This is a genomic window from Citrobacter sp. RHB21-C05, assembly GCF_013889015.1.
In the GTDB taxonomy this organism is placed as follows: Bacteria; Pseudomonadota; Gammaproteobacteria; order Enterobacterales; family Enterobacteriaceae; genus Citrobacter_A; species Citrobacter_A sedlakii.
Genome location: NZ_CP057611.1, coordinates 1,114,203 through 1,136,721 on the forward strand (window position 1 = coordinate 1,114,203; position 22,519 = coordinate 1,136,721).

A 22,519-nucleotide genomic window follows, 5' to 3' on the forward strand; every position below is an offset into this window, starting at 1 on the left:
TTTTTACTTCCCTAAGCTGCTTTTTGCCCCGGGCGGGCGTGCGCCCGGGGTCGTTGTGTTGTCGTTTTTTGTACTTATCAGGTCACAATATGGTTCTGTTCAATCAGCTCATTGAGCGTGGTCTGTACGTTCTCCAGGGTGACGAGTGCCGTTGACTGATACGTGCTCCCCGCGCCGTCGCGGTCGATGGATATCGTGGTGTTGCCGCCGCTGGTGCTGACGTTGAGATAACTGCCGAGCGTGGCGTTATCTCCGTTCCAGCCCACCAACAGGTCGCCAATGTCGATTTTGTCGCTCTGCGTCAGCGAGAAGTTTCTCCACGTATCCGTACCGTTTCCGCCCGTCGCGCTGCTGGCGTTAAGCAGGTTGTAGATCAACGTGTCGCCGTAGGCCGATCCCACCAGGACATCGTTCTGCGTGGTGCTAACGACCTGCGGAGCAATATCTACCGTCAGGGTGGCGGTGTCGGTATGACCACGGGTGTCATCCAGTTTGTAGGTAAAGGTCTCCTTCGTGGACATAGATGAGAGTGCGACGCCGTTGTCCAGCGTGTAGGTATAAGAGCCGTCAGCGCGGATTTGCAGCGAGCCGTACTGCCCCTGGATGGTGGTCGTCCCGCTGGAATACGGATCCAGCGTCGCGGTACTGCCGTTAAAACCGGTTACCGTCAGACGCGTATCGACGGTGTTCAGTTGATCCAGCACGCCAGAGGCGTCGCTGCCGTCAAAGATATTGCCGTTGACGGTATGCGTACCGGAGGTTTCGAAATTATCCAGATCGACTGTGGTACCGGTGATACGCGGCGTAATGGTCGCAGCCCCCACCAGAGTGTTGTTACCGGTGAAGTTCAGCGTATACGTGCCGCCGTCCAGCTCCAGCCCGGTGAGATTGACGGTTACCGTGGCGCCGCCGAGGGTGATATTGGAAACCGGTACGGTGCCGGTGCGAATCACTACGCCATTTTCCAGCACCGTCCAGGTGATGGTCAGGTTGCCGAGTGTGATCAGCGTAGAAACGTTAAAGACTATCGCTGCGCCTTTCAGAATTGTGCCAGCCGCGACGTCAAAGGTCCCGCTGCCGCTGCCGGTTCTGCCAAACGCTCCCCAACTTGCTGTGCCGACAGAACTGTCCAGATAGCTCACCGTATCCTGCACCGACGGCGCAATCAGGGTGTCGCTGACATCGTTCACGGCATCCAGCGCGCGGGCGGTTGGCTGGATATTGAGTGAAGCGGTGTCAGTATCGCCGTTTGGCGCCCGGACCGTATAAACGAAACTGTCCGGCGTGGAGGTGCTGTCGGCTCCGAGGCCGCTTTTCAGGGTGTAGGTGTAGTTCCCCTGCGCATCAATGGTCAGCGTGCCCCAGGCACCCACAATCGTCGTGGTGCCGGTCTGTGCCACCGCGACGCCGTTCACCTGGGTCACCAGCGTTCCGTCTGGCGCGACATCGTCGTTCAGCACGTTGCCCTGAGTGGTGGTGCTCAGGCTTTCTACGCTGTAAACATGATCCTCAAGGATGTTCAGCGTATAGCCAGTCAGCGCCGTGATGCCAAATGACGGGTTCAGCAGGAACAGGTATTCACCGCCCGGGAGGTTGAGGGTCAACGGATTGGACTGACCGCCCAGGAGCGGCGCGTTCAGCCAGTTTCGCTCTACCCGCCACTGTTCAAACTGCTGGGTGACATCATTAAAGCGATAGATATAGAGGTCAAAACTCGACGCCACCGCCACGCCGCCTATCGATGATTGCAGCGTCATGGTACGCGTTGTGCCTTCTTCAACGTCGAAGATTATCGGGTTACTCAGTCTGTCGAGCACCCCAACATCCAGCACGTTGCCGAGGCTAACGTTCACCACGGTAAAACCACCCTGCGAAGACGGACCATTGTTAACGGCGTCCACCAGCGTGTCATAGGGCAGGGTAGCGACGTTATCGACAGCCGTAACGCTGCTGGCCGGAGTCTCATTGCCCAGCGTGATCACCAGTTTCGCCGAGGTTGTATTACCGCCGCCGGTGATAGTGTAGGTGAAGCTTTCGGTTCGACCGACCACCGATGCCGGGCTGTTCGGGTTCAGCGCGTAGCTGTAGCTGCCGTCCGGATTGATGGTCAGTGTCCCGTAGACGCCCTGAAGGACGCTGCTGCCGGAGCCGAGCGTAACGCTGTTGCCGTTGGTGCTGGTAACCGTTGTTACTACGGTGTCCTGCGGCGCGCTGTCGTTGTTCAGTACGTTACCGGTTTGCGTTTCCGCGCTGGTGATGGCGCCTGCGCTGGTCTGCTCGACGTTGACGTTCAGCGCAGTGTAAGAGCCCGTCGCCAGCAGAGCGGTGTTATAGGTCAGCACCCGATAGGTTCCGCCCTCTAATCCGGTGACGTTCACCGTTACGCCGCTGCTGCCCAGCGTCAGCAGGTTGGCGAACTGTGCCTGAGCGGTGTCGATGACCGTTGTCCACGAGTTAGTGGCCGCATCGTATTTCTGGATCGCCACTTCCTGGGTATTGAGCAGCGAGAGCACTACCCCGGTGGTACTGGCGTCGATCACCAGATTGGCGCTTCCGCCGTCCTGGACGGTGAACTCGACCGCCGCCGTATCGTTGCCCAGCACGTTCGCCACGTTGCCGAGCGCGCCTACCAGCAGCAAACCGTAGTCGCTGTAGTCATTGGTGGTCACGGTGGCGTCGGTGGTGATGGTCAGGTTCTCCACGTTATCGCTGGCGGCGATGGGGAGCGTTGGCGCCTGAACCTGGGTGGTGGTTGAAACGTTGCCAACCGCATCAGTGGCGCTGACGCTGATATTTTCCCCGCTGGTCTGTTTGCGGTCGAAAGTCAGGGTGTAATTACCGCTACTGTTGGCAGTGGTGGTGAGCGTCTCGCCGGTACTGAGGGTGATCGTGACCGTACTGCCCGCTTCGGCGGTCCCGCTGATGCTGGCGCCGTCAGCGCTGATGCTGCCGGTGGGCGCAGCCGTCACGGTGTCTATCGTGACGTTAAAGGTGGAAGAAAAGGTGCCGGTGCCGTTAGCGTTGGTTGCCGTGGCGGTCAGCGCGTGCGCCCCGTCAGCCATACCGGCAGGCGGGGTGAACGACCAGCTCCCTTGGGCGTTGGCAGTGGTGGTGCCAATCGCCACGCCGTCGCTGTAGATGGTGATGGTTGAGGATGGCTGTGCGGTGCCGTTGATCAGCGGTGTGGCGTCGTTAGTCGCCTGACCGTTGGCCACCAGCCCGGTGATTGAACCAACCTCATCGGTCAGTGAGACAATCACCGGTGCGCCTGGCAGACCGGTAAACGGCGCTTCGACGCTGCCTGCCGTTCCGATGTTGCCAGCCCGGTCCTGGGCAACCACCTGCAGGGTTTCTCCGCCAACCTGCGCCGGCGTGATGACAATGGAGAAATTGCCGGAGCCGTCTGCGACGCCGGTACCCAGCACCGTGCCGTTGCTGCCGGTGATGGTAATCGTGCTGCCCGCTTCCGCCGTACCGGTTACGCTGGTGCCGTTGGCGACCACCGCCAGGTTCGCTGGCGCGGCAGGCGGCGTGGTGTCGACAACAATGCTGGAGATTGCCGAGGTCGGGCTGACGTTGCCCGCCGCGTCGGTGGCCTGGGCCGTAAAGCTATGCGACCCTTCGCCCAGCGCAGTCGTCGGCGTAAAGCTCCACGCCCCGTTCGCATCCGCCTGAATCGGCGTCGGCGTAAGCAGGGTTGCGCCATCGTAGATATTGATAAACGCCCCCGGCTCACTGGTGCCGCGCAGTTCCGGCAGCGTATCGTTGGTGCTTTGCCCGCTGCCTACTGCGCCAGTGTTGTTGCTGACGTCATCAAGGATCGTGGTGATGACCGGTGCGGCTGGCGTTTGGGTGTCCACCGTCAGGCTGAAGCTGCTGGATGGGCCGACGTTGCCCGCCGTATCAGTGGCGCTCACGGAAAGCGTGTGCGGCCCGTTGCCGAGTGCCGTGGTTGGCGTAAAGCTCCATGTCCCGTTGGCGCTCACGACGACGCTGCCGATGACCGTTCCGTTATCGCTGAAGGTGAGCGTGGTGCCTGCTTCTCCCGTTCCGTTAAGCGTCGGACGGGTGTCGTTAGTGCTCTGATTGGGCGACAGGTTGCCGGTCTGCGGTGCGCTGTCATCCACCACCGAGGTGATCGCTGGCGCCAGCGGAGCGACACTGTCTACTGCCAGGGTGAAACTAGCCGCCGGACCCGTATTGCCCGCAGCGTCCGTTGGGGTAAAGGTTAGCGAATGCGTGCCCTGACCGAGATCGCTGGTTGGGGTAAAGGTCCAGGCGCCGTTGCTGCCTACTGTCGCCGTGCCGATAGGCACGCCGTTATCCGCAACGCTGATGGTGGTACCAGGCTCGCCCGTCCCGGTAAAGGTGGGGCGCGTATCGTTGGTGGACTGACCGCTGGTCAGGCTGCCGGTCACCGGGCCTGCGTCATCGGTCACGCTGCTGATAACCGGTGCGACAGGCGCGGCGGTATCGACCGTCAGGGTAAAGTTTGCCGATGCCGGACCGGTATTGCCCGCGCTGTCGGTGGCTGTCACCCGTAGCGTGTGCGTCCCCTGCGCCAGCCCGTCTGGTCTGTAGCTCCAGCTACCACCTTCGTTGACTACCGCAGTGCCAAGCAGGACGCTGCCGTCGAAGACGTTAATGGTGCTACCCGGCTCGCCCGTCCCGGTGATGACGGGACGAGGATCGTTGGTGGTCTGGCCGTTAGTGAGATCGCCCGTACCCGGCGTGACGTTATCGGTCACGTTGACGATGGCGGGCGCCACGGGCGCGACGGTATCCACCACCAGGCTAAATCCCGCGCCGAGGCTGACGTTGCCTGCGGTATCGGTCGCGGTCACGTTAAAGGTATGCGAACCGCTGGCGAGTGCGGTAGGCGGCGTAAAGGTCCAGGCGCCTGTGCCGTCTGCCTGCACAGTGCCGAGCAGGGTCGTACCGTCAAAAATGTTGACGGTGCTGTTGGCTTCGGCCGTTCCGGACAACGTTGGGCGCGTATCGTTGGTACTTTGTCCGTTTGCCAGTGTGCCGCTGTTGGGGGCGACATCATCGGTGACCGCGCTGATGACCGGCGCCGATGGCGCCTGGGTATCGACGGTCAGAGTGAAGGATGCCGCCGGACCTTCGTTCCCTGCGGCATCCGTCGCCGTAACGGTCAGGTTATGCAGGCCGCTGCTTAACGGACTGTCCGGAGAAAGCGACCAACTGCCGTCTGTGCCAGCGACGACGCTGCCGATTACGGTGGCGCCATCATAGAGGGTGACGGTTGCGCCTGGCTCCGCCGTCCCCTGGAAGGTCGGCTGGCTGTCGTTAGTGCTTTGCCCGTTCGCCAGTACGCCGGTGGCAGGAGCGGTATCGTCAGTAACGCTCTGGATCACCGGCGCGCGCGGCGCGGCGGTGTCCACGGTAACGGTATACCCCGCAGACGGGGCGCTGACGTTACCGATCGCATCGGTAGCGGTGACGGTTATGGTGTGTGTTCCGGCGCTGAGCGCAGGCGGCGTGAAGCTCCAGCTACCGTTGGTCACGGTCGTAGTGCCGATGTTTACACCGTTGTCGTAGAACGTAATGGTACTGCCTTCTTCACCGCTACCGGTAAAGGCTGGCGTGGTGTCGTTTGTGCTGCCGCCGTTGGAGATGATGCCGGTTTGCGGATCGCTGTCATCGGTAGCCGACGTGATCGCTGGCGCCAGCGGCGCGGTGGTGTCCACAACCACCTCAAACGCTGCTGACGGCGCACTGACGTTGCCCGCGGCATCGGTGGCGGTAATGGTCAGACTGTGGCTGCCTTCACCCAGCGCCGTCGTTGGAGTAAAGGACCATACGCCGTTGACCACCTGCGTTACCCCGAGCAGTGTGGCGCCATCGTAAATCGAAATCGTCTCGCCGTCGGTTCCGGTACCGTTGAGGGTCGGGCGCGCATCGTTAGTGGTGTCGCCACTGGTGAGCGTGCCGGTACCCGGCCCGACATCGTCCGTCACGCCGCCGATGACTGGCTGAGCGGGCGGGGTGAGGTCGAGGGTGATGGTAACCACCGCCGAGGCTTTGCTTGAATCTGCACTGTCGACTACCTGGAAGGTATGCTCGCCTTCACCCAGCGCCGTGGTGGCTGTCCAGACCCAGTTCCCGGTGCCGTCAACGGTTACCGTGCCGACATTCACGCCGTCGACCAGAACATTGAGCGTTGAACCTGGCGTAGCGGTACCACGCAGGCCGGGCAGGGTGTCATCGGTGGTCTCTCCGTCACGCACATCACCCAGCACGCCGCCTGCATCGTCGACCACGGCGCTAATCACCGGCAGCCCCGTGCCGGATCCGGCAAAGTCAGCCGGAATACTGAGGTTACCTGCCGCATCCTGCGCGGTGGCTGTCAGGGTGTTGGTGCCGGTTTGCGCCGGGGTGATATCAATGCTGAAGTTGCCGCCCGTCGCCACGCCGGTGCCGATCACGTTGCCGTTATTGTCACGGATGATCACCGTGCTTCCTGCTTCCGCAGTGCCGGTTACCGTTCCGCCGTCGTCAGAAATCAGTACGTTCTGCGGTGTTGCCGGCGGGGTAAGGTCAACGTTTAAGGTGATCGGGGCGGAAGGCTGGCTCGCATTCCCTGCCGGATCGGTGGCGACTGCCGTGAGGGTATAGGAACCTTCGGTAAGCGGCGCGTCAGGGACAATTGTCCAGTTGCCGTCGCCATCAACTAGCGCCGTGCCGACCACGGTTGCGCCGCTGGAGAGGGTGACGGTGCTGCCCGGTTCGCCAGTGCCGCTGACGGGTTGTTCAGGCTGGTTAGTCGCCGCTGGGCTGGTCGGTGAGGTGATAAACGGCGCATCGGGCGCGCGGGTATCGACCGTTAAATCAAACTCAGCCGACGGCGGGCTGATGTTCCCGGCTGCATCGGACGCCGTGACGCTAAAGCTATAGCTGCCCTCGGCAAGCGGAGTGGTCGGCGTGAAGTTCCAGGCGCCGCCAATGACTTCTGCCGTACCGATCGCCACGCCGTTATTCAGTATGGTGACGATACTGCCCGTTTCGCCCGTTCCGCTCAGGGTCGGGGTGGTATCGTTCGTCTGGCCGCCGTTGCTCAGCGGCCCGCTATCCTCGTTAACCGTGAGGGTTGGCGTGGTCGGCGCCTGGGCGTCCACACGCACGATACGATCCGGCGATGTGGTGCTGTTTCCCGCTGGATCGGTGACGGTCAGCGAGATGACGTGGTCACCCGATGTCAGCGGCGTCGTCAGTTGATAGCTCCAGTTACCGGCGTTATCGATGATTAACGGCGGCAGCGCCACGCCGTCAAGGGTAATGATGATGGTGTCGCCTGCGGTGCCGCTTCCGCTCAGCAGCGGCAGCGTATCGTCGGTGAACTGCGCGTTATCCAGCGAGCCCGTCTGGCTGCCGACGTTATCAGTGATCGTCAGGTTCGGCGTTGCTGGCGCGGTTGTATCCACCACGATACCGGTTGGCGCGGAGGGAGCGCTGACGTTGCCTGCCGCATCGGTCACGGTGATGGTAAACACATGCTCACCCTCGCCCAGTACGGCGGAAGGATATTCCCAGGCGCCGTCGGCGATCGTGACGGTGGCCACCTCAACACCCTTGTCGTAAATGGTAACGCGCTCGCCGTTGACTCCCGTTCCGCTGAGAACCGGCTGTGTTTCGTTGGTCGCCTGGCCGTTGCTTAACGGCGCATCATCACCGTCGACCACGGTCAGCGCCGGGGTGGCGGGGGCGGTGGTATCGACGGTAATGACGATTGCGGCGGAGTTCGTGCTGGTATTTCCCAGCGGATCGCTGGCGGTGACGCTGAGGGTATGGCTGCCTTCGCTGAGCGCTGGCGCCGGGGTAAAGCTCCACGTACCGGCGTTGGTGACTTCGGTTGTGCCAATCGCCGTTGTGCCGTCATACACCGTAATGATGTCTCCGGCGGTACCGATTCCGCTCAGCACTGGCTGCGTGGCGTCGGTGACGGCGTTATTGGTCAGCTCGCCCGTAATTTCCCCGGTATTGTCGGTAATGGTCAGAACCGGCGCCGTAGGCGCGGTGGTATCGACCGTAATGACGACGGCATCGGACGCGGGACTGGTCTGGTCCTGTCCGTCGGTTGCCGTGGCGGTGAAGGTGTACTCACCATCAGGGAGAACGTCTGTGGTCAGCGTCCAGTTGCCATCAGGGTCTACGATAGCCGTACCCGACAGCGGCACGCCGCCGTTCAAAATGGTGATGGTCGCTCCCGGTTCACCGGTACCGCTGAAGGTCAGTCGGTTGTCATCGGTGCTTTGCCCGGTATCCAGGTTACCGTTGACCCCGCCGAAGTCATCGGCAATCGATACCACCACCGGCGCTTCCGGCGCGGTGATATCGGGTGCCTGCACGCTGGTGGGCTGACTGGTGTTATTTGATCCATCGGTGGCGGTCACCGTGAGGGTTTCGCCATTAACCACGGCAGGAGTGAGCGAAACGGTAACGGTGCCGTTCGCCGGAACCGGATCAGATACCGCCAGAGTATTGCCTTCGCTGTCTTTAACGGTGATCCGACTGCCCGGCTCGGCGGTGGCGGTCAGGGAACTGCCATCCGCGGACACCTCCACGTTCGATGGCGGCTGCGGCGCGGTGGTGTCGGGCGCGGTAACAGAGGCTGGCGTGCTCTCCAGGTTCGCCGGATCGGTGACCACAGCGGTTAAGGTCTCGCCGTTGGTCTGTGGCGTGTCGAGGTCGACACTGAAATTCCCCTGATCGTCCGTAGTGCCCTGGCCCAACGGATTGCCATCGGGATCGCGAATGGTGACGGTGCTGCCCGGTTCGGCAGTGCCGGTGACCGTGGCGCCGTCATCGGAAACGTCAAGATTACCGGCTGGCTGCGGTGGAGTGATGTCCGGCGCGATGGTCGTCGACGGTGGGCTGGTCAGATTCACCGTGTCGGTGACGACAGCCGTTAAGATCTCGCCGTTAGTTTGCGGTGTGTCGAGCGTGACGGTAAAGGTACCGTCGGGCTGAACCAGCGCGGAACCGAGCGGCGTATTGTCGCTGGCGTAGATGGTCACGGTAGTACCGGCTTCGGCGGTCCCGGTGACGGTGGCGCCGTCGTCCGAAACATCCAGATTACCCGCCGCCAGCGGCGCGGTGGTGTCAGGCGCAGTGGTGGTGGCTGGAGAACTGGTCAGGTTTGCCGGATCGGTGACGATAGCGGTTAAAATTTCGCCGTTAGTCTGCGGTATATTCAGGGTAACGGTGAAAGTACCGTCGGGCTGAACCAGCGCGGAACCGAGTGGCGTATTGTCGCTGGCGTAGATGGTCACGCTAGTACCGGCTTCGGCGGTCCCGGTGACCGTGATGCCATCATCGGAAACGTCCAGGTTACCGGCAGGCTGCGGCGGAGTGGTGTCGGGTGCGGTGGCAGTTGCCGGAAGACTTTCCTGGTTCGCGGGATCGGTGACAATTGCGGTCACAATCTGACCGTTGGTCTGCGGCGTGTTCAGGGTAACGGTGAACGTACCATCATCCTGAACCACTGCGCTACCCAGCGGTGCGCTGTCGCTGCCGTAGATGGTCACGGTGGCGCCTGCTTCGGCTGTACCGGTGACCGTGAGGCCATCATCGGAAACATCAAGATTACCGGCAGGCTGCGGCGCGGTGGTGTCGGGTGCGGTAACAGAGGCTGGTGTGCTCTCCTGGTTCGCCGGATCGGTAACCACAGCGGTTAAGGTCTCGCCGTTGGTCTGCGGCGTGTCGAGGTCGACACTGAAATTCCCCTGATCGTCCGTAGTGCCCTGGCCCAGCGGATTGCCATCGGGATCGCGAATGGTGACGGTGCTGCCCGGTTCGGCTGTACCGGTGACCGTGAGGCCATCATCGGAAACATCCAGGTTACCGGCTGGCAGTGGCGCGGTGGTGTCGGGTGCGGTAACAGAAGCTGGCGTGCTCTCCTGGTTCGCCGGATCGGTGACCACAGCGGTTAAGGTCTCGCCGTTGGTCTGCGGCGTGTCGAGGTCGACACTGAAATTCCCCTGATCGTCCGTAGTGCCCTGGCCCAGCGGATTGCCATCGGGATCGCGAATGGTGACGGTGCTGCCCGGTTCGGCAGTGCCGGTGACGGTGGCGCCGTCATCGGAAACGTCAAGATTACCGGCTGGCTGCGGTGGAGTGATGTCCGGCGCGGTGGCGTTACCTGAAGCGCCTGGATTTCCCGCCTTATCGATGGCAACCGCGGTCAATACTTCGCCATTCACAAAGGCCGGGGAGAGCGGGAATGTGAATTTCCCATCGCTGCCTGCGGTCACGGTACCAAGCGTAGCTCCGTCACTGTTAGCGATCGTCACGGTACTCCCGGCTTCAGCGCTACCGGTCAGGACGCTACCGTCCGGAGAAACCTGTAGATCGCCAGGTGCGTCTGGGGCAGTGATATCAACCGTTATCGAAAACGTCTCTGCATCGCCGCTTGTGCCGTTCGCCGTGGTTTGGGTTGCGGTGTAGGTATGCTGTCCCTCTGTAACATTATTGAGTGGAAGCGACCATGTGCCATTAACCGCGGTTACGCTGCCGATCTCGACGCCATTTTCATAAACTTTTATTACGGCTCCTGATTCGGCGGTACCGGTAAGCGTTGGTGTTGTATCGTTAGTAAACTGACCGTCGGTTAACGTCACGGCGGTGGATTCAGTATCGTCAATGATGCCCGTGATGTCCGGGGCATCCGGAAAACCCGAGTCAGAGCCGAAAAATGGCGTGTTCGGGCCACTGTTGCTTGCTGCGTCGGTAATGGTGGCAACGAGTTGCTCACTGTTGGTCTGGGCAGAGGTGAGGCGAACAGTAAACGTTCCGCTCTCATCAACTGTGAAGGTTGCGAGCGTATTTTGTTGATTGTCGAGCAGGGTAACCGTACTGCCAGCTTCCGCCGTACCGGACACGAAAAGCCCGTCTTCAGAAATGGTTAATCCCGATACCGCAGCGGGGGGGACCGTATCTACAACGAAGCTGAATTCGCCGGACACGACGCTGGTATTGCCCGCCTTGTCTGTTGCGGTAACCGTCAGTTCATGTTCGCCATCGGCGAGCGAAGACGGTGGTGTGAAGCTCCAGTTGCCCGAGGCGTCTACGTTTGTTGTACCGAGAACCTGACCATTGTCATAAACGGTAATAACGGCCCCAACTTCGCCAGTACCGAAGAGCACAGGCTGGTTGTCGTTTGTGGTTTGGCCATTTTGAATGGCGCCGGTGATGCCAGCAACGGCATCCAGCGCGCTGGTGATCAGTGGCGATGCGGGCGGGGTGGTATCAACACTTCCCGGTGGAGGGGGGGGGTGCCTCCGCCACCATTGTCAGTGCCACCACCATTGTCTGTGCCACCCCCGCCAGTATCAGTACCGCCGCCCGGGTTACCGCTGCCATTGTCGTCGTCATCGTCCCCACCACCGCCGCCCGATGCGGCGATTGCCGCGATCCCGCCAGCAGCGACTACGCCGCCGAGTACCCAGGGCCAAATAGCGGCGCCTTCATTTGCGCCGCCTGCGGTGATTAACAGCACATCGATGGATGAGATCTGCTCAAACTGCAGTCCTGCTTCCGGGTTCTCTACCCACCACAAGGCTCCGTTGTCGTCTTCCAGCACCAGCTGGCTCGCGCCCTGATCGTTAGTGACGTAGAAATTTTTAATGGTCACCTTTTCACCGGAATGAAAAGTAATGACCAAATCCTGATTAACGCGAGCAAGCTGGCTGATTTCTTCACGTTGCGCGCTTAACTTCACTATGGAAGGGGTATTAAGTGTGACTTCAGAGGCTTCGACATTGGTGGAAACGCCCGTCAACTTGGATACAACGGCGAGAAGACGCATATATTCACTCCTGATAGCTTGCGCAGTGCGTTATTTTTTAAAATCACCCATCAGGAAAATACGCAGACGAGCGCCCTCGTTCATCGTTATGATGAATTCTCGCGGATGATTTCTGTTTACTGGTCGTTCGGATGGCGGCTTGTTGTGTGCTGAATAACCTTTTGTTTTTATGTACTGGTACTTTCGTATTAGATGATATAGCCAGAAAGATCTCTTTCTGCAACTTAAGTAATATTAACGATTTGCTTAGGTTCACTAAAATATATTCTCCGGGTCGGACTTTACTGGATGGAAAACGGTTAAAGCAAAGCGGCATGATAATTTATGTAATTGTAATATAAGCTTTTAAAGGGAGGGTTGTTGTGCAAGGGGAAGTCATTACAAGCATAAACTGTAATGTTATTCAGACGATTAAGAAGAAGAAAAAATATTTATTTGAAGTATTGGGTTCTTCGGCTATGCAATAACTGTAAATATATCTAAAGATATATTCTTGTTATTTTAACGATTCAGCAAATATATTTATACGATCAGGGAGAATATATTTTTGTGATTTCAGGGAGTCATTAAAGGTGACCAGCCTAAAATGTCGGGCTGGTCACATTCTGCAGGCGTCAGCGCCCGGCATTTTTCATAATGCGGGCTTTATCAAGCTGCCATTCGCGCTCTTTCACATCTGAACGCTTATCGTGCTGTTTCTTACCTTTCGCCACGCCGATTTTGACTTTGCACCAGGCATTTTTCCAGTACAAAGAGAGCGCGACCACGGTATACCCTTCGCGGTTAACACGGCCATACAGCGAGTCGAGTTCGCGCTGATTAAGCAGCAGCTTACGGGTGCGGGTAGGATCGCAAACCACGTGGGTCGATGCGACAGCCATTGGCGTAAAGTTGGCGCCAAACAGGTACGCTTCGCCGTCGCGTAACAAGACATAGCTGTCGCCGATGTTAGCTTTACCGGCACGCAGGGATTTCACTTCCCATCCTTGCAGGGCGAGTCCCGCTTCGAATTCTTCTTCGATGAAGTATTCATGTCGCGCACGTTTGTTAAGCGCGATGGTGGCTGAGCCAGGTTTGTGTGCTTTTTTCTTCGTCATAGTGCCGCTCAGTATAGGTAAACTGGAATCGAAAAACACCCCATTTCGTCCTCAGGGGGTGAAGGGATTATCTTAGCATGAACCGGGGTGTACCCTGTTGCGGGATAGCGTTTTTTTTACCGTAGGATAAATGCTATTATTTGTTCGATTTTTGTTGATGGAAATAGCTATGCCGCAGATTAGTCGAACCGCGTTAGTCCCTTACAGTGCGGAACAGATGTATCAGTTAGTGAATGACGTACAGTCCTATCCCCAGTTTTTACCGGGTTGCACCGGCAGCCGCGTTCTGGAGTCCACGCCGGGGCAGATGACGGCTGCAGTTGATGTCTCCAAAGCAGGGATCAGTAAAACGTTTACCACGCGCAATCAGTTAACCCGTAACCAGAGCATTCTGATGAATCTGGTCGACGGTCCGTTTAAGAAACTGATTGGCGGCTGGAAATTTACCCCACTGAGTCAGGAAGCCTGCCGGGTAGAATTTCATCTCGACTTTGAGTTTACCAATAAACTCATTGAGCTGGCGTTTGGTCGTATCTTTAAAGAGTTGGCCGCCAATATGGTGCAGGCATTCACTGTGCGCGCAAAAGAGGTTTACAGTGCCAGCTAAGATTGTTGTCGAGGTGGCTTATGCGTTACCGGAAAAACAGTATCTGCAGCGCGTCACGCTGCATGACGGGGCGACGGTGGAAGACGCCATTCGCGCTTCCGGTCTGCTCGAGCTACGCACCGATATTGATCTTGCGAAAAACAAAGTGGGTATATACAGCCGCCCGGTGAAGTTGAGCGATACGCTGCAGGAGGGTGATCGAGTTGAAATTTATCGCCCACTGATTGCCGACCCGAAAGAGTTGCGCAGACAGCGGGCGGAGAAGTCTGCCAATAAGTAGGCTATATACGGCGGGGCGCGATACTTTCAGTCGGCAAACGCTGCCAGTGACAAAAAAGGTGCTCATTGAGCACCTTTTAACATTTTGATTTACGTTCTCAAGCCTGGTTTAGGGGTTTTTGGTCAATGCCGGCTTGTTATCAATGTTGGTCAACACGCCGCTGCTGTTAAAGGTCAGCGTTAGCGTTTGTTGCGTTACGCCTTCATGTCCCGGCTGTTGGCGGAACACGTAGAACCAGGTATTTGTGCCAAACGGATCGGACATCATTGGCGTTCCCAGCGCATAGGCAACCTGTTGCTGAGTCATGCCGACGCGCACTTTCGATACGTCGTTAGCGGTCAGGTAGTTCCCCTGGTTGATATCAGGGCGGTAAACCACTCGCTCCAGAGTGGAACAGCCTGCGGTCAACATCAATAATACTGCTGCGGCAGCAGTCAGCGTTTTACAGCGCATAGTGATTTGATTCCTTTTCGGGCCCGAGCAGTACGTGGCTCATATGTAATATGCCGATGATAATAGACCTTTCACCACTTTAAAACCTTTTGCTTACGGGTCTGTCGGCGTTTTTGTTGTCTACTCTGACCGTTAAGGGGCCAAAAAGTTTATGCCGCCAGCAGTTCTTTCGCGTTTGCGAGGGTATTGCGAGTCACTTCGCTACCACCCAACAGTCGCGCCAGTTCCTGCAGGCGCGCGCGTTTGTCCAGCGGCTGCATATGGGTTTCGGTCATTTCACCGTCAGTGTCTTTGCTGACATAGAAATGCTGATGACCACAGCCGGCCACCTGTGGAAGGTGCGTTACGCACATTACCTGGGTGGATTCTCCCAACTGGCGCAGGAGCTTGCCGACGACGGCGGCGGTTGGTCCGCTGATCCCGACATCCACTTCATCAAAAATCAGCGCCGGGGTTTCCATCTTACGGGCGGTGATCACCTGGATCGCCAGCGCGATCCGCGACAATTCGCCGCCGGAGGCGACTTTGGCTATGGGCTGCATGGGCTGCCCGGGGTTCGTCGTGACCCTGAACTCCACGCGATCCGCGCCGTCAAGGCTCAGATGATGTTCGTCAAAATTCACGGCAATAGTGAACTGGCCATGCGGCATAGAGAGTGAGTGCATACTCTCGGTAATCAACGCGCTTAGCTCCTGTGCATAGTGCAAACGCTGTTGATGTAGCGCCTTCGCGGACTCAAGCGCCTGCTGATGATGCTTGTTAACGGCCAGCGTCAGCGTTTCCAGCGAGTCAGCCTGATCGTCAAGCTGCTGCTGTTCTTCCAGCAGAGACTGATAATACTGCGGTAGCGCCTCCGGACTGACGTGATGCTTACGCGCCAGCGAGATTTGTTTTGAAATACGCTGTTCAAGTTCAAACAGGCGATTAGGATCTAAATCCAGACGATCGCAGTAATGGCGTAGCTCGTCGCTGGCCTCGGTTAACTGAATGGTCGCTTCTTCCAGCATATCCAGCACGCCGGAAAGTTTGCTGTCCATGCTGACCAGTTCGCTGACCAGTTGCTTCGCGGTATACAGCTGGCTTTGCAGGTTAACATCATCGCCATCCGCCAGCAGCGCCAGCGCATTCTGGCTGGTAGAGAGAAGCTGGCCGCTGTTGGCCAGCCGTTTGTACTCTTCATCAATTTGCTCAAATTCACCCGCCTGCGGGTTAAATTCGTTAAGCTCTTTGAGTTGATATTGCAACAGCTCGGCGCGTGCGGCGCGTTCCTGGCTCTGCTGTTGATGATGCGCCAGATCGCGGCAGCTTTGATGCCACAACTGGTAGCGCGAAGCCATGTCCTGCACCAACTGGGATTCATTGGCATAGCCGTCAAGCAGCGATTTCTGGTGCTCAGGTTTGATCAGCAACTGATGGGCATGCTGGCCGTGAATCTGAATTAACAATTGGCCCAGCTCGCGAAGCTGAGAGAGGGGAACGGCAGTGCCATTGATAAAGCCGCGGGAGCGTCCGTCGCTGCTAATGACGCGGCGAAGTAAACACTCACGTCCGTCTTCGAGCTGGTTGGCCTCCAGCCAACGCAGGGCGGCAGGCGTATCTTTCAGAGAAAACCGAGCGCAGAGGTCGGCACGTGCGGCGCCGGCTCGCACCATGTCGGCGTCAGCCCGGCCTCCGAGACACAGGCCGAGTGCATCAATCGCAATGGATTTACCCGCCCCGGTTTCCCCGGTAATGACGGTCATTCCGCTCTGGAAATCGATCTCAAGTTCACGAACGATTGCAAAATTGCTGATGGTCAGTTGTGCCAACATAGCCGTTTTCCTGTATGAAAAACCATAACTGTAATTACATACAGTATAAACAGGTTTTTTATCCAGTAAAGAGGCTGACGTGAAATTAAAATAATTTTTTTGACCAACCCAGCTTGGTGCTTAACGTATTGAAATAGCTATAATCTTTTGGGTGTATTAAGTTCAGGTGATAGTCGCAACGCCGAATCAGCACATCTTCGCCTTCCTGGATAGGCAGGGCGATCTGGCTATCACAGCTAATCTCAAGGTCGTTACGACGATGAGAAAAACGCAGCCGAATGGTGCTGCTGCTGTTAATCACCAGCGGACGAGCCGAAAGGGTGTGCGGGAACATCGGCACCAGAGTGATCGCATCTAAAGAGGGGGTCAGAATCGGGCCGCCTGCCGAAAGCGAGTAGGCGGTAGAACCGGTTGGGGTCGAGATGATTAGCCCGTCTGAACGCTGTGAAAAGGCGAAGTTCTCGTCAATATAGACTTCAAACTCAATCATGTGCGCGACTTTACCGGGGTGCAGCACCACTTCGTTGATCGCCGTGCTGATGCGCTTCTGGCAATCCTGCTGGCAGACCTGCGCTTCCAGCAAAAAGCGCTGTTCCGCAATGTAATGGCCTTCCAGCACGTCGGCGAGCTGCTGCTGGGCGTTGTCAGGATCGAGATCCGTTAAAAACCCGAGATTGCCGCGGTTAATGCCAATCACTTTGATGTCATAACGCGCGAGGGTGCGCGCCGCGCCGAGCATGTTGCCGTCACCGCCAACCACTACCGCCAGATCCGCCTGCTGACCAATTTCGGCCAGGGTGCCGGTTTTAACGTTTTTCAACTGCAGCTCGTGCGCGATTTGCTGCTCAACAATGACTTCATAGCCCTTCGTGCATAACCATCGATAGAGCATTTCATGTGTTGTCAGAGCAGTGGGGTGACGTGGATGTCCCACTATGCCAATACACTTGAAATGATTATTCATTTTTCGAGGTCCTTGTAACGAAGATTGATGACAATGTGAGTGCTTCCCTTGAAACCCTGAATCCGATCCCCATAATAAGCGAAGTTAGCGAGATGAATGCGAAAAAAAACGCGGAGAAATTCATGAGTAGTAAAGAACAGAAAACGCCTGAGGGGCAAGCCCCGGAAGAAATTATCATGGAACAGCACGAAGAAGTTGAGGCGGTTGAATCAGACGCTTCTGCTGAGCAGGTGGATCCGCGCGATGAAAAAATTGCGAATCTGGAAGCGCAGCTTGCTGAGGCCCAGACGCGTGAACGCGACAGTCTGTTGCGCATGAAAGCGGAAATGGAAAACCTGCGTCGCCGCACCGAGCTGGACGTTGAGAAGGCGCACAAGTTCGCGCTGGAAAAATTCGTCAACGAGCTGCTGCCGGTGATCGACAGCCTGGATCGTGCGCTGGAAGTGGCTGATAAAGCTAATCCGGACATGGCGGCGATGATCGAAGGCATTGAACTGACGCTCAAATCCATGCTGGATGTGGTGCGCAAGTTTGGTGTTGAAGTGATTGCCGAGACCAACGTCGCGCTGGACCCGAACGTGCATCAGGCCATTGCGATGGTCGAGTCGGAAGAGGTCGCGCCGGGCAACGTGCTGGGTATTATGCAGAAAGGTTATACGCTGAACGGTCGTACGATTCGTGCGGCAATGGTCACGGTAGCGAAAGCCAAAGCGTAATGCGTGATCTGTAGCGCCGGGTGGCGGCTTGCGCCTTACCCGGCCTATCTATCCTGCGTCTTATTCCGCTACGCTCTCCCGCAGGGGCTTCACCGGCACCACTTTGACCTGCTTAATCATATTCTCCTGAACGTCGAGAATATCGATATCATACTGACCGATGCGCACCCGGGTGCCGGCGATCGGGATCTCTTCCAGCGCTTCCAGAATCACGCCATTTACTGTCCGCGCGTCATCTTCCGGCAGATGCCAGTTAAAGGCTTTGTTGATTTCACGGACGTTGGCGCTGCCGTCAATGATGACCGAGCCGTCATTCTGCGGTGTGACCTCTTCGGCCAGCGTTGGCGACATGGAGGTCGTAAAGTCACCGACGATCTCCTCAAGAATGTCCTCCACTGTTACCAACCCCTGAATATCGCCATACTCGTTGACCACCAGACCGACTTTCTTTTTGTTGCGCTGAAATTTAATCAGTTGGGTGCTCAGCGGTGTGCCTTCCGGGACGTAGTAAATCTCATCGGCGGCGCGCAGCATGGTTTCTTTAGTGAACTCTTTTTTCTCGGACATCAGCCGCCAGGCTTCGCGCACCCGCAGCATGCTGATGGTGTCGTCCAGCGAGTCGCGATACAGCACGATGCGTCCGTGCGGCGAGTGCGACAGTTGACGCACAATCGATTTCCAGTCGTCGTTGATGTCAATACCGATAATTTCATTACGCGGGACCATGATGTCATCGACAGTCATTTTTTCCAGGTCGAGCACCGACAACAGCATATCCTGGTTGCGACGAGAAATTTGCGAGCGGGATTCATTCACAATGGTGCGCAGTTCGTCTTTGCTCAGCGAACCGCTGACCACGATATCGGTTTTAATGCCCATCAGACGCATCAGCAACCGGGTAATGGTGTTCAGTAACCAGACCAGCGGCATCATTAATACTTGCAAGGGCGCAAGCAGGAAGCTGCTCGGATAAGCCACTTTTTCCGGATAGAGCGCGGCGATCGTTTTTGGCAGCACTTCGGCAAACACCAGCACGACAAAAGTCAACACGCCGGTGGCAATCGCCACGCCCGCATCGCCATACAACCGCATACCGACAATGGTCCCGAGGGCGGAGGCGAGAATATTGACCAGGTTGTTGCCGATAAGCACCAGGCTAATCAGGCGATCCGGCTTACGCAGCAGTTTTTCCACCCGCTTTGCCGCCCGGTTTCCCTGCTTGGCCATGTGGCGCAGCCGGTAACGGTTAAGGGTCATCATTCCGGTTTCAGAACCGGAAAAATAGGCTGAGATGACCACCATGATGAGTAACGTGATGATCAGCGTGGTGGTTGAGATGTGTTCCAGGGGAGACTCCTTTTAGGGCTTAACTTACGACCTGCTGCAAAATCCGGCTGCCGAAATAGGCCAGCGTCAGAATGCCTGCGCCTGCGACGTTAAACCACACCACGCGGCGGCCGCGCCAGCCCTCATGATAATGTCCCCATAACAAAACAATATAGACAAACCACGCCACAATAGAGAGAACGGCTTTGTCGATGTTTTCCATGCTGAACAGGTTGTGCATGTAAAACAGGCCGGTACACAGCGTGAGCGTCAGCAACACCACGCCGATTTGCGTGATATGAAACATTTTGCGCTCAATGCTCATCAGTGGCGGCATTTCGTTACTGAACGCCAGCTTTTTGTTTTTCAACTGGTAGTCGATCCAGGCCAGCTGCAGCGCGTAAAGAGCGGCGATGATGAGCGTCGCGTAGGAAAACAGCGACAGCCCGATATGGATCATCATGCCCGGAGTGGCTTCAAGATGCGTTATGTATTCGTTTGGCATAAAGGTCGCGAAAGCCAGATTGATGAGCGCGAAAGCGTACACGATCGGCAGCAACAGCCAGCCGCGGTTGCGTGAGGCGACAATCGTCATCACCGTACAGATCATCAGGCTCACCAGCGACCCGACGTTAAGCAGGCTCAGATTTTGTCCGCCTTCACCTGCGGGAAGGATACGGGCTTCCAGCGCAAAAGCGTGGCACACCAGCGCGACGACCGCAGAAAGAATAGCCATACGCCGCCAGCCGCTGTTTTTTTGCAGCAGAGCGGGAACGATCAGCGCGAGGCTGACGGAATAGGCGACAAGGGCGAGCAAAGCAAAAACGGGCATAGTGATGTCGACAATTAGCCAGTGAGAAAGAGAAGCAGTATAACGTTACGTGACCGCTGCTCCAACCGTTGCATAACAACAAAGGCGGCTTCATGTTATACTGCGACAAAATTCTGTTCCTGTGTCGCATGAGCGACCAACCGTTTCCACCCCAGGCGAGAGACAATGTTTGATAATTTAACCGATCGTTTGTCGCGCACGCTGCGCAATATCAGTGGCCGTGGACGCCTTACTGAAGACAACGTTAAAGAGACGCTGCGCGAAGTGCGCATGGCGCTGCTGGAGGCTGACGTTGCGCTGCCGGTAGTGCGTGAGTTTATCAATCGCGTAAAAGAGAAAGCGGTTGGCCACGAAGTCAACAAGAGCCTGACGCCGGGGCAAGAGTTCGTCAAAATTGTTCGTAACGAACTCGTCGCGGCGATGGGCGAAGAAAACCAGTCCCTGAACCTGGCCGCGCAACCGCCCGCCGTGGTGTTGATGGCGGGGTTGCAGGGGGCGGGTAAAACCACCAGCGTCGGCAAACTGGGTAAATTCCTGCGTGAAAAGCACAAAAAGAAAGTGCTGGTCGTTTCTGCGGACGTGTATCGTCCGGCGGCGATCAAACAGCTGGAAACGCTGGCCGAGCAGGTTGGCGTGGATTTCTTCCCGTCTGACGTCGGCCAGAAGCCCGTCGATATCGTTAACGGCGCGCTGAAGGAAGCGAAGCTGAAGTTCTACGACGTGCTGCTGGTGGATACCGCTGGTCGTCTGCACGTTGATGAAGCGATGATGGACGAAATCAAGCAGGTTCACGCCTCTATCAATCCGGTAGAGACCCTGTTTGTGGTCGACGCCATGACCGGTCAGGATGCGGCGAACACCGCGAAGGCGTTTAACGAAGCGCTGCCGCTGACCGGCGTGGTGCTGACTAAAGTCGACGGCGATGCCCGTGGCGGCGCCGCGCTCTCTATTCGTCATATCACCGGTAAGCCGATCAAGTTCCTCGGCGTGGGCGAGAAAACCGACGCGCTGGAGCCTTTCCACCCGGATCGTATTGCTTCACGCATTCTCGGTATGGGCGATGTGCTGTCGCTGATCGAAGATATCGAAAGCAAAGTTGACCGCGCGCAGGCCGAGAAGCTGGCGACCAAGCTGAAAAAAGGCGACGGTTTCGATCTCACCGACTTCCTGGAGCAGCTGCGCCAGATGAAAAATATGGGCGGCATGGCGAGCCTGATGGGCAAGCTGCCGGGCATGGGCCAGATTCCCGATAACGTTAAATCGCAGATGGATGACAAAGTGCTGGTGCGCATGGAGGCGATCATCAACTCGATGACGTTGAAAGAGCGCGCGAAGCCGGAAATCATCAAAGGCTCCCGCAAACGCCGTATCGCAGCCGGCTGCGGCATGCAGGTGCAGGACGTTAACCGCCTGTTGAAACAGTTCGACGACATGCAGCGCATGATGAAGAAGATGAAGAAGGGCGGGATGGCGAAGATGATGAGAAGTATGAAGGGGATGATGCCGCCAGGCTTCCCTGGCCGCTGATCTTTTCCGGCCTGGCTCATTTGCCATTTCGGCGCCGGGGTGTGCTCGCCATCCTCACGTACTGCGTGTACGCTCCGGTGGCTGCGCGCACGCCGGCACCGAACTGGCTGCACCGCCGACGGCCTTTTGCAGCAGAGTGATTAACTGCTGATTGCAATTTCCCCAGAAATCAGTAAAATTTTCGGGCTTTTAATATGACGCCGGGCTCCGTTCCTCGATGGGGCCCGGTTGTTTTATTCACACAAGAGGATGTTATGGTAACTATTCGTTTAGCACGTCACGGCGCTAAAAAGCGTCCGTTCTACCAGGTTGTTGTTACTGACAGCCGTAACGCACGTAACGGTCGCTTCATTGAGCGCGTAGGTTTCTTCAACCCAATCGCCAGCGAAAAAGAAGAAGGCACTCGCCTGGATCTGGATCGCATCGCTCACTGGGTTGGCCAGGGCGCGACCATTTCCGATCGCGTAGCAGCGCTGATCAAAGCAGCAAACAAAGCAGCTTAATCTGTCACGGTGGTCATGATGAGCAAACAACTCACCGCGCAAGCGCCCGCAGACCCTATTGTTTTAGGGAAAATGGGGTCGTCTTACGGTATTCGTGGGTGGCTCAGAGTGTTTTCCTCCACTGAAGACGCTGAAAGCATTTTTGACTATCAGCCCTGGTTTATCCAGAAGGCGGGTCAGTGGCAGCAAGTCCAGCTGGAAAGCTGGAAGCACCACAATCAGGATTTGATCATCAAGCTGAAAGGCGTTGACGATCGCGATGCGGCGAACCTGCTGACCAATTGTGAAATTGTCGTGGATTCTTCGCAATTGCCTGCGCTGGAAGACGGTGACTATTACTGGAAAGACCTGATGGGCTGCCAGGTAGTGACCACCGAAGGCTACGATCTCGGTAAAGTCGTCGATATGATGGAAACCGGATCGAATGACGTCATCGTCATTAAGGCAAACCTGAAAGATGCGTTTGGTATCAAGGAACGCCTCGTGCCGTTCCTCGATGGGCAGGTTATCAAGAAAGTCGATCTCACTACGCGTACTATCGAAGTAGATTGGGATCCTGGTTTTTAAACCACCGGA

At 57.2% G+C, this 22,519-nt stretch carries 14 protein-coding genes; 6 read left to right on the top strand and 8 right to left on the bottom strand.

The window, feature by feature from the left end; translation table 11 throughout:
• Nucleotides 1-77 precede the first annotated feature (77 nt).
• The 3 genes from HVX72_RS05430 to smpB all read right to left on the bottom strand — a co-directional run bounded on the left by HVX72_RS05430 (nucleotide 78) and on the right by smpB (nucleotide 12,924).
• Nucleotides 78-11,246 (bottom strand): BapA/Bap/LapF family large adhesin, encoded by an 11,169-nt coding sequence (locus HVX72_RS05430; RefSeq protein WP_320338573.1) that lies wholly within the window; start codon nucleotides 11,244-11,246, stop codon nucleotides 78-80.
• Complete coding sequence (locus tag HVX72_RS05435) at nucleotides 11,243-11,827, bottom strand: BapA prefix-like domain-containing protein (RefSeq protein WP_181822722.1); 585 nt, start codon at nucleotides 11,825-11,827, stop codon at nucleotides 11,243-11,245. The genes HVX72_RS05430 and HVX72_RS05435 overlap by 4 nt, the downstream gene beginning before the upstream one ends.
• A 614-nt stretch (nucleotides 11,828-12,441) precedes the next feature.
• Nucleotides 12,442-12,924, bottom strand: a complete 483-nt coding sequence (gene smpB / locus HVX72_RS05440; protein ID WP_042289030.1) for an SsrA-binding protein SmpB — start codon at nucleotides 12,922-12,924, stop codon at nucleotides 12,442-12,444.
• A 169-nt stretch (nucleotides 12,925-13,093) separates the two neighbouring features.
• Here smpB and ratA point away from each other — a divergent pair, with 169 nt between their 5' ends.
• Together ratA and HVX72_RS05450 are read left to right on the top strand one after the other, a co-directional pair.
• Nucleotides 13,094-13,531 carry a type II toxin-antitoxin system toxin RatA gene (ratA, locus tag HVX72_RS05445; RefSeq protein WP_042288300.1) on the top strand — a complete coding sequence of 146 codons (438 nt, stop codon included), beginning with the start codon at nucleotides 13,094-13,096 and terminating at the stop codon, nucleotides 13,529-13,531.
• Nucleotides 13,521-13,811 (top strand): RnfH family protein, encoded by a 291-nt coding sequence (locus tag HVX72_RS05450; RefSeq protein WP_042288298.1) that lies wholly within the window; start codon nucleotides 13,521-13,523, stop codon nucleotides 13,809-13,811. Before ratA ends, HVX72_RS05450 begins: the two co-directional genes overlap by 11 nt.
• 108 nt (nucleotides 13,812-13,919) lie before the next feature.
• Here the strand turns inward: HVX72_RS05450 and bamE are convergent, their stop codons facing one another.
• The 3 genes from bamE to nadK form a co-directional block, all read right to left on the bottom strand.
• On the bottom strand, nucleotides 13,920-14,264 hold the full coding sequence (bamE, locus tag HVX72_RS05455) for an outer membrane protein assembly factor BamE (protein ID WP_042288296.1): 345 nt from the start codon (nucleotides 14,262-14,264) through the stop codon (nucleotides 13,920-13,922).
• Nucleotides 14,265-14,413: 149 nt separating this feature from the next.
• Nucleotides 14,414-16,075: a DNA repair protein RecN gene (gene recN / locus HVX72_RS05460; protein ID WP_181822723.1), complete on the bottom strand. Its 1,662-nt coding sequence runs from the start codon at nucleotides 16,073-16,075 to the stop codon at nucleotides 14,414-14,416.
• An 85-nt stretch (nucleotides 16,076-16,160) separates the two neighbouring features.
• Complete coding sequence (gene nadK / locus HVX72_RS05465; protein ID WP_042288294.1) at nucleotides 16,161-17,039, bottom strand: NAD(+) kinase; 879 nt, start codon at nucleotides 17,037-17,039, stop codon at nucleotides 16,161-16,163.
• A gap of 122 nt (nucleotides 17,040-17,161) precedes the next feature.
• Here nadK and grpE point away from each other — a divergent pair, with 122 nt between their 5' ends.
• A complete protein-coding gene (gene grpE / locus HVX72_RS05470) occupies nucleotides 17,162-17,755 on the top strand; it encodes a nucleotide exchange factor GrpE (RefSeq protein WP_042288292.1) in 594 nt (197 codons plus the stop codon).
• Nucleotides 17,756-17,815: 60 nt separating this feature from the next.
• Here grpE and HVX72_RS05475 read toward each other — a convergent pair whose 3' ends face one another.
• Nucleotides 17,816-19,102, bottom strand: coding sequence for an HlyC/CorC family transporter (locus HVX72_RS05475; protein ID WP_131729031.1), 1,287 nt, complete (start codon nucleotides 19,100-19,102; stop codon nucleotides 17,816-17,818).
• A 19-nt stretch (nucleotides 19,103-19,121) separates the two neighbouring features.
• Entirely contained in the window at nucleotides 19,122-19,913 is a 792-nt protein-coding gene (locus tag HVX72_RS05480; protein ID WP_042288288.1) for an inner membrane protein YpjD, read from the bottom strand.
• A gap of 165 nt (nucleotides 19,914-20,078) precedes the next feature.
• Between HVX72_RS05480 and ffh the strand changes: the two genes are divergently transcribed.
• The 3 genes from ffh to rimM all read left to right on the top strand — a co-directional run bounded on the left by ffh (nucleotide 20,079) and on the right by rimM (nucleotide 22,510).
• Entirely contained in the window at nucleotides 20,079-21,440 is a 1,362-nt protein-coding gene (ffh, locus tag HVX72_RS05485; RefSeq protein WP_042288286.1) for a signal recognition particle protein, read from the top strand.
• Between the two features lie 254 nt (nucleotides 21,441-21,694).
• Nucleotides 21,695-21,943 carry a 30S ribosomal protein S16 gene (gene rpsP / locus HVX72_RS05490; RefSeq protein ID WP_012134698.1) on the top strand — a complete coding sequence of 83 codons (249 nt, stop codon included), beginning with the start codon at nucleotides 21,695-21,697 and terminating at the stop codon, nucleotides 21,941-21,943.
• Between the two features lie 18 nt (nucleotides 21,944-21,961).
• Complete coding sequence (rimM, locus tag HVX72_RS05495) at nucleotides 21,962-22,510, top strand: ribosome maturation factor RimM (protein ID WP_042288279.1); 549 nt, start codon at nucleotides 21,962-21,964, stop codon at nucleotides 22,508-22,510.
• Nucleotides 22,511-22,519: the final 9 nt, after the last annotated feature.